This window comes from Neobacillus cucumis (assembly GCF_023715505.1).
This window is the reverse complement of the sequence record NZ_JAMBOH010000132.1, coordinates 1-366: the sequence shown is the minus strand read 5'-3', so window position 1 is coordinate 366 and position 366 is coordinate 1. Positions and strand designations below refer to the sequence as shown.

Sequence of the window (366 nt, the reverse complement as noted above, 5' to 3'; positions counted from 1 at the left end):
ATACGGAAGCCTTTATAAAAGCGCATTTTTTGAGAGGCATGATCAAAACAACGAGCTAGTAATTCGACGGATTTACTACGATTTCGATCATAAGAAGAATCATCTAATACTAAGACCTTCGGTCTGTCATTATTCGAGAGTTTCGTTACTTTTCCAATTGTGTGGACACTAAGAAACAGTAAAAATTTACGCCACGCGAAGGTAGACTGATTCAAGAAACGATAGACGGAATCCTTTGCAGGAAAATCGACAGATTTTCTACTTTCAAGCGTCCGATACCAATTCTTGTTTTCAAAGATCAAGCAAAAAATTAATTGGAAAAGGTAACCACAGGAAAAGCCCAAAGACTTTGTAATACCAGCTTTT

1 pseudogene is annotated in these 366 nt (G+C 36.9%); it reads right to left on the bottom strand.

The features are described 5' to 3' along the window. A pseudogene (locus M3226_RS31755) lies at window positions 1-366 on the bottom strand (IS4 family transposase); the annotation flags it as partial.